This window comes from Frigidibacter sp. (genome assembly GCF_030695035.1).
Taxonomy (GTDB): Bacteria; Pseudomonadota; Alphaproteobacteria; order Rhodobacterales; family Rhodobacteraceae; genus Frigidibacter.
The window spans coordinates 21957-29343 of sequence record NZ_JAUYTT010000009.1; the positions used below are offsets into that span (position 1 = coordinate 21957).

The 7387-nt window shown below is 70.5% G+C and carries 5 protein-coding genes; all 5 read right to left on the reverse strand.

What is annotated here, in order from left to right; translation table 11 throughout:
• Nucleotides 1–8 precede the first annotated feature (8 nt).
• Genes Q8S30_RS09160 through Q8S30_RS09180 form a run of 5 tightly spaced genes read right to left on the reverse strand, consistent with a single transcriptional unit; the run spans nt 9 to nt 7332 of the window.
• Nucleotides 9–3401, reverse strand: a complete 3393-nt coding sequence (locus Q8S30_RS09160; protein ID WP_305665720.1) for a host specificity protein J — start codon at nt 3399–3401, stop codon at nt 9–11.
• Complete coding sequence (locus tag Q8S30_RS09165; RefSeq protein WP_305665721.1) at nt 3398–3814, reverse strand: C40 family peptidase; 417 nt, start codon at nt 3812–3814, stop codon at nt 3398–3400. Before Q8S30_RS09165 ends, Q8S30_RS09160 begins: the two co-directional genes overlap by 4 nt.
• Nucleotides 3811–4338, reverse strand: coding sequence for a hypothetical protein (locus Q8S30_RS09170; RefSeq protein ID WP_305665722.1), 528 nt, complete (start codon nt 4336–4338; stop codon nt 3811–3813). The genes Q8S30_RS09165 and Q8S30_RS09170 overlap by 4 nt, the downstream gene beginning before the upstream one ends.
• Nucleotides 4339–4348: 10 nt before the next feature.
• On the reverse strand, nt 4349–4771 hold the full coding sequence (locus Q8S30_RS09175) for a hypothetical protein (protein WP_305665723.1): 423 nt from the start codon (nt 4769–4771) through the stop codon (nt 4349–4351).
• Nucleotides 4768–7332 carry a phage tail tape measure C-terminal domain-containing protein gene (locus Q8S30_RS09180; RefSeq protein WP_305665724.1) on the reverse strand — a complete coding sequence of 855 codons (2565 nt, stop codon included), beginning with the start codon at nt 7330–7332 and terminating at the stop codon, nt 4768–4770. The genes Q8S30_RS09175 and Q8S30_RS09180 overlap by 4 nt, the downstream gene beginning before the upstream one ends.
• Nucleotides 7333–7387: the final 55 nt, after the last annotated feature.

Here is a 7387-nt window from a genome sequence, read left to right on the forward strand (position 1 = left end):
CTGAGGGTTCAGAGAATGGTGACGGGATAGGGCCCCGAGACGGGGCCGGCTCGGCCCTCCGCATCCTGCGGCTCAAGGTAGTAATCGAAGGCCCCGGCCGGGGCGCAGGCGGCGGTCTCGCGGTAGAGCCGCGGATCATCGATGCTGCCGTCGAACGCCGCATCCGCCAGCAGCGCGAAGCTGTCATTGGCGCCGGTGACGATCCGGTCCAGCGCGAGGCCGTTGGCGGTAAGGGCCGTGCCAGAGGCCGGGGTGCCGCCGGTCAGTTGCGCGGTGACCGATCCTGCGGTGCGGCCGGCGACGCTGAAGGCCACGCGATAAGTTCCGGCCGTCAGCGCCTGCGCCTGTTCCAGCGCTCCGGCCTCTCCCGGCGCATGCGTGGCCACGCCGTTGGCTATGGTCCAGCCAGGACCAAGGCTCCAGCCGGTGCCGGTGACAAACCCGGCATCCACGAGGAGGTTGGTCCGGGTGGCGTCGCCATCGACATAGCTGATCGTCGTCGCGGAGGCCGCCGGGAGCGGCGCGCCCAAGGCATGGACCTCCGGGTCCAGCGCCGTGCCGGAGGGCGCGCGGTAGATCTGCACCCTTGTCCGGCCCGGATCCGCCGCGACCGCGGCCTCGATCCGGGCATGGCCGAGGCCGCCGGTCACGGTGATGGCCGCGGGATCGAGTGCCGCCGGCGGCTCGATCAGCCGGCCTTTGCTGTCGACCTTCAGCACCAAGGTCAGCGGGCCACGGGTGCCGTCGACGCCAATGGCGCGGGCACGCAGCTCCAGCTCGGTCCCGGTCAGCAGCAGCGCCGTGATCCTCGCAGCGCCATCCCCGGCCGGGACGGTGATCAGGCTCCAGGAGGGCGTGCCGACAGCGCGGTGCTCGAGCTCATAGGAGGCCAGCAGCGCCGTCTCGCCTTGCCCGGGCGAGAGGAAGACCGTGACATAGAGGAAGCCGTCATAGACCACCGGTCCCAGCTTCGGCGGCAGCGGCACCCTGGTTCCGTCCAGCACCGTGCCGATGCGGCCGGTCCAGTCGGGAGGATCCTCGGCATCGGTCAGCGTGTCGATGATCTCCGCCGCCGCCACCATCCGCAGCACGCAAGTCCCGCCTTCGCCGGCCTCGACACCCTTGACCCGCAGCGCCAGGCTCTCCTGGCCCAGCACGCCGACATGCACCAGCTGGCCCGGTTCCGGCATCAGGTCCGCCTCCACCAACTGCAGGGCCCGCGAGCGGCCCTCGCGCCAGGCCACCGCCCGGAGAACCGAGGTGGTCAGCACACGCGTGACATCCACGGGATCGGGCGTGATGACCGCAAAGCGGATGCCGTATTCGCTGCCCGCCTCCATCTCGACCTCCTCGTCGAGCTCAATGAGGCTGCCGAGGGTCCCGCGCACCCGTGCTGCGATCATGCTGCGCTCGAGCACGTCCCAGGATCCCATCACCAGATCGCCGCGGGTGGCGATGCCGACGCGGCCGCTCTGCAGCGCCGAGAAGGTGTCGGGGCGGTGGATGAGCTCGTACATCCGCCGTCGGCATTCGCGCCAGATCTCGTCCGGATGGGTCTTGCCCGGCAGCTCGATCGCCTCGATCAGCCGGATCTCGCCTTGATGGCCCGGCCAGGGCACGATGCGCTCGGCGGGCTCATATTCCGCAGTCTCGTCGAGGAAGCGCACCCGGAAGGCATGGGGAGGATCGAAGTAGGTCCGGCTCCAGCTGAAGGCATCGGAGTTGCGCGGGTTGATGTGATCGACGGCCAGATCGCCCGGCCGGTCGATGACCACGCCCCAGCGCAGCATGTCATGGCGGGGACTGGCGCGGCCGGCCGAGCAGATGGCGATCAGCGCCTCGAGGAGCGATGTGTCATCCTCATGGACCGCGTTGTACTCGAGGCCGCGGCCTTCGCACCAAGCGTACCAATCGGCGATCAGGCCCATGTCGATGCCGGCATCCGGCACCGGGAAGTGGTTCTGCCCGCCCTGCAGCGCATGCAAATAGGCCGCGGCCGGATTGCGGGTCAGCACGTTCGGCTGCCACGCCGCCCCGTCCCAATGCCGCCCAAAGCGCTGCACCAACGCTGAGAAGGTATCGAGCGCGCCCGAGAGTTGATGCGTCGCCCGCATGCGCAGCGCCACCAGCGCCAGCGGCCGGTCGCTGCTGATCGGGTATTCCGGGCGCACCGACTGGATCGCCGCCAGCAGCGTGCGATCGGAGACCTGGGTCGAGGTGCTCTCCCCCGTCATCCGGGTGATCTCCAGCTCCCAGCGGCCGCGGGTGGGAAACACCCAGGTATGCGCGCGGAAGAACGGCTCGCGCTCCTTCGCGCTGATGGTCAGGGTGACCACCTCCTGCCAGTCAACGTCGCCCGGCTGGCGCTGGCGGATGCGTACGGCGACGCTGCGCGACTTGAGATCGCCCTCGTCGTTGAGTTTGAAGAGGCCCGCCGGCAGGCCGATCATCACCGTGCAGGCCCAGGTGTCGAAGGCGGTGAAGCGCTGCACCGGCGTCTCCTCGGCCGGCTGGTTCTTGATCACCTCGCCGTAAGCATCGCGGGGCAGCGGCCGTGTCAGCTCGGCATTGGCCGCCTCCTCCAGCACCTGGCGCGGATAGAGCGTCACCGGCGCATCCCCCGGGCGGCCCTCGCGGACCTCGATCTCGACATCCTTGAAGTTCTCGAGGCCGGTATCGCCAATCTGGAAGGCCGAGAGGTGCAGCGGCCCGTCGCCAAAGCAGAACAGCGCGCGGACATACTGATCATTGCCGACGATTTCGGTATAGCTCGAGGCGGCATAGGGCGGGGCATAGCGCAGGCGGCCCATCGGCATCGGCACCGGCCGGTCGGGGCGGCTTTCGTTGCGCGGCGCACCGATGGTGTAGCGGTTTTGGCGCTCCTGCGGTGACGGGGGCTGGGGCAGTGGTACCAGCGCATTGACCAGCATCTGCCCGACCATGGTCAGCCCGGCGGTGATGAGGCCCTTGGCGACGCCAAGGCCCATACCGGTGGCGCCGGCCAGCGCCGGGGCGAGCATCCCGCCCAGCGCGATGGCCGCCACCGAGACCACGATCATCAGGATCGAGCGCAGGGCGTTCTTGCCCGGCAGCAGCCGGATCACCACCCGCACCCCCGCCCGCGGCCGCACCCGATGCCAGAGCGCCGGATCGATCGCCTCGGCGCCGGCGGACGTCACCAGCGACAGCCGGACCAGCGCGAGATCCGCCGGCGGCAGGCCGGGCAGCGCCTGGTGGACGATCTCGGCGAGGGTCAGCCCCTCGGGCAGGTCCAGCGCTATGCGGCCCGCGCCGGGGTCGATCAGCGGTGCCGCCAGAACCGGGACGAGGCGAGGCGCGGGGCCAAGCGCCGGCTGCGCCGCGTGAGTCTGCGCGGGACCGGACAGTGGAGAGATCATCATCCAGGGCTCCGGATCTGCGAGACATGGCGATAGAGGCCGGTGAGCCGGCCGGACCAGCGCGGCAGGCGATAGTCCTCGATGCGCGCCCCGGTCTCGGCCATGTGCAGCATCAGCCCGGGCCGCACGATGATGCCGACATGCGAGCGGTGCGAACCGCGGCGGAACAGGGCGGCGTCAAAGGGCTGTTCCGCGGTGACCGGCTGCCACTCGGTCCAATCCTCGGCCCCGTCGATCAACGCCGCGATCTCCGCAGCCTCGGCCGCGCTGTGATAGGCCCCGGCATAGGAGGGCAGCTCGACGCCCAGCTCCGCAGCATAGACGAGCCGCAAGAGGCCCCAGCAATCGGCGCCGGTTCTGTCCCGCCCAAGGTCCCGATGTGGCACCCCCAGGTACTTCCCAGACCAGTGTGTCATCGATGCAGCCCCGGGAACCGGTCCTTGGTGAAGCTGAGGCCGGGCAGGCTTTCCTCCTCCACCGGCTCGCGGCCGATCGAGGTGGTGACCTCGCCGGCGCTGCCCTCGGCCAGCATCAGCCGCATGCCCGTCGCCTCGTACTCGATCACATCGGGGGAGCTCGCCAGCACCACCGCCATATGCACGGTGGCCCGGCTGGTGAAGCTGCGCAGCAGCCGCGCGACCTCATGCGTCACCGCTTCGATGACAATGGTGGCCTCTGCCGGCGCGCCCTCGAGATCACTTGGCAGTTCAGCGCTCGCCAGGATGAACAGGAACGGCTCGGTCACCGGGTTGCTGCCACGCCAGGTCGAGCGGGTGCCGTAGATCAGCGGGTCGACCGAGATCCGCTCGCCATTGTCGGTCGAGAGCCGGATCGTGGCCTCCAGATCCGGATGCTCGACCATGATCAGCACCACCTCGATCTCGGCGGAGTGGGCCGCATCCTGGGCGAGGCGGGCATTCAGAGAGATACGCCGGGTCATGTGATGGTCCTCATGGCAGCACCGTCACGCCGAAGGAGATCTGGAAGCGCACCCCGCGCAGCGTCTCCACCGGGGTCGTTGCGCCGAAGAGGCAGAGCCATTGCGCCGCCAGCAGCAGCGGTGCGCCATCTCCCGCCAGCACTGGTGCACCGGCTGCGTCCAGCACCGGCCAGCCATCGGTGGTGGGATCGGGCATCCAGAACGGCAGGCTGCCCAAGGCGGTGACCTCGTCATGAAAGCTGTCGAACACCGCCTTCTGCGCGCGGCTGACATCGATCACCAGCGCCACGGAGCGGGTGGTGCTCGACCAGCGCCGGCGATACGTGGGCGGGCCGGCCTCAGCTCGCCGGGCCAGCCGCGGATCGTCGGTCTGCCGCTGATAGCCCGCCCGGCTCGGCCGCGGCAGGTCCGAGGGCCAGGTAGCAACTGTCATCGCCGCGCCCTTGGCGGCCGCACGCCCATGGCGCTCAGCGCTCGGTTCGCGCCGCCGCCGCGCTTGGTCAGCGCCTCGCCGACCTTGTCGGCCAGGGTGAAGGACAGGGCGCGGCCGCCACCCGGTGCCACGGTCTCCTCCATCTCGACATCGACGCCGCGGGACTGGTCGTTGAAGATGATGGTCATGCCATCCCCGCCCGTGCCTTGCGCCTGCCGCCGAGACAGCACCCGCTCGCCGCGCTGCAAGATTGCCGGAACCTCGTCGGGTCGCAGCCCCGCCCAGCCGCCGCCATGCAGCCGCGGCGCGCCGGCAAAGGCCAACGCCGGCATGCGCCGCATCGGGGCAGGGCCGCCCACGGTGCCGCCGGCATGGAACACCCCCGCGGAGAGGTCGCCGAAGATGCCGCCGGACAGCCCGCGGGTCAGTCCGCCCAGGGCCTGCGACAGCAGCCCGGCCAGCGGCGCGAGCAGCGATTGCCGTACCGCCAGCCTTGCAAGATCGGCGAGCAGTGAGGTGACGAGATCGTTGAAGTCCAGCTTGCCGGTCTTGACGAATGTGGCGATCGCCTCTTCGGCGGACTGGAAGGCACTGGTCAGCACCTGACCGATATCGCTGCCGATCTCCCGGGCGCGAGCCGCATATTCCGACAGCGCCGCGGTCACGGCCCGCCAGCCGGTGGCAGCGGCCTCGGTTGCCGGTTTGGCTGCAGCCACTGCGGCACCAGAAGCTGCCCCTGCGCCGCCGGCCGCGCGCCCGGCCTCATCCAGCGAGGTGGCCAGATCCTGCGCGGCCGCGCCGGCCTCGCCCAGCGCCGTCTCGGCCTCGGCGCCGCTGCCGGCGACCGTGGCCTTCAGCGCCTCCCAGGCCGCCAGCGGCCGGTTTGCGGCTTCGGTGAGCTTGCCCGCCGCCTCGCGATACCCTTCGGCGCGCGCGCTCGCCGCCTCGGCCATGGCGCCGAGACCGAGATCCGGCGCCTCCAGATATGTCCGGGACAGCGCCGCCGAGAAAGCGTCTGCCGCCGCCGTGCCTGCCGCCGCGGCCGAGCCTGCGAAGGGATTGTCGATCCGGCCGAGCTCAACCGGATCGAGGATGCCGATCCGGATGCCGCCTTCGCCCACAGCCCAGTCCGGCAGCAGCTCCAGCGCAGCGTTCAGACCGGTGATGAAGCCATTGATCCGGGTGACGACCCCGTTCAGCATCGCCTCGACGCCGCCGATGAGCCCATTCGCGGCCGCATAGGCGAACTCGCCGATGGCGCCGGGCAGCTTGGCCCAGATCGCCACCGCGCCGTCATAGGCGCCCTGGAAGATTGCCACCGTCCGATCGCCGAACTGCACCACGCCGGCGATGCTCCCTTCCAGCGCCGAGAGAGCAGCAGCCGTCAGCCCCTCCCAGCCCGCCGCCATCCGCGCCAGTGCCACATCGAGCGCGAGACCGATCCGGGACCAGACCTCCGAGGCAAGGCGCGCCAGCAGGCGGAAGGCCTCGCCGACCCCGCCCACCCGCCGGGCCAGCTCGGCAAACTGATAGACCAGCTCGCCGGCACCGACGACGAGCGCGCCGATGCCGGTGCGGATCAGCGCGCCGCGCAGCAGCACCAGCGCCGTGGCCAGCCCGCGCACCGACAGCGCGGCCACGGCCAGCCCGGCGACCCAGCGCCCGGCAAGGAAGGCGGCGAAGGTGGCGGCATAGGAGGTCAGACGGCCGATCTGGTCGAAGAGGCCGCGAATGGCGATGCCGAGTGGGCCGGTGCGGCTGGCGACCGCCGCCATGGCATTGGCGACGGCCTCCAGCGCCGGGGCGGCGGCAACCGCCAGCTGGTTCGACACGCCCTGCCAGATCAGCCCGAGCCGTGAGATCGCGTCATTGGTGCGCTCGATCTGGTCGGCATCCTGCTCGGATACAACCACGCCAAAGGCCAGCACATCCGCCGTCGCCTGGCGCAGCGTGGCGGTGTCGATCCGGCTCATCGCGATGGAGCCTTCCTCGCCGAAGAGCTGGCCCGCCACCGCCGCGCGCTCCGCCGCCGGCACGAACTTCTCGATCGCTGCATTGATCGCGCCGACCCTCTGGTCGAGCGGCAGGGCAATAAGCTCGTTGGCCGATAGTCCCAAGCGATCCAATGCGTCGGCAGCGGGCCCGGTGCCAGACGCAGCTTGGCTGAGACGGCGCGTCAGGTCCTTCGTGGCCTGCTCGATGCCGGACATTGACACGCCCGCCAGCGCGCCCGCCCGTTCCAGCGTCTGGATCGAGGCCACCGTTGTTCCGAGGGATTGCGCCAGCTTGGCCTGCGCGTCGATGGTCTGCAGCCCCGAGCGGATCATCGCAGCGCCGGCAGCTGCAGCCGCGCTGGTCAGCGCCGCCAGAGCCACACCGGCCCGGCGCGCAAAGCCGGCAAGCCGGGCATTGGCCAGCTCCATCTCCGAGGAGAGCCGGCCGAAGCCTCGGGCGCCTGCCGTGCCGATGCCCTCGAGCTCGGCACGCACCTGGCGCCCGCCGACAGCGGAGAGCCGCACGGAGACGCGCTTGTGTGGATGCCGCTCGGAATGCAAGGACATCGTGAACCTCTTGAACGTGTGATCGAGTGCGCGCTTGTGTCAGGCCTCTGAGATG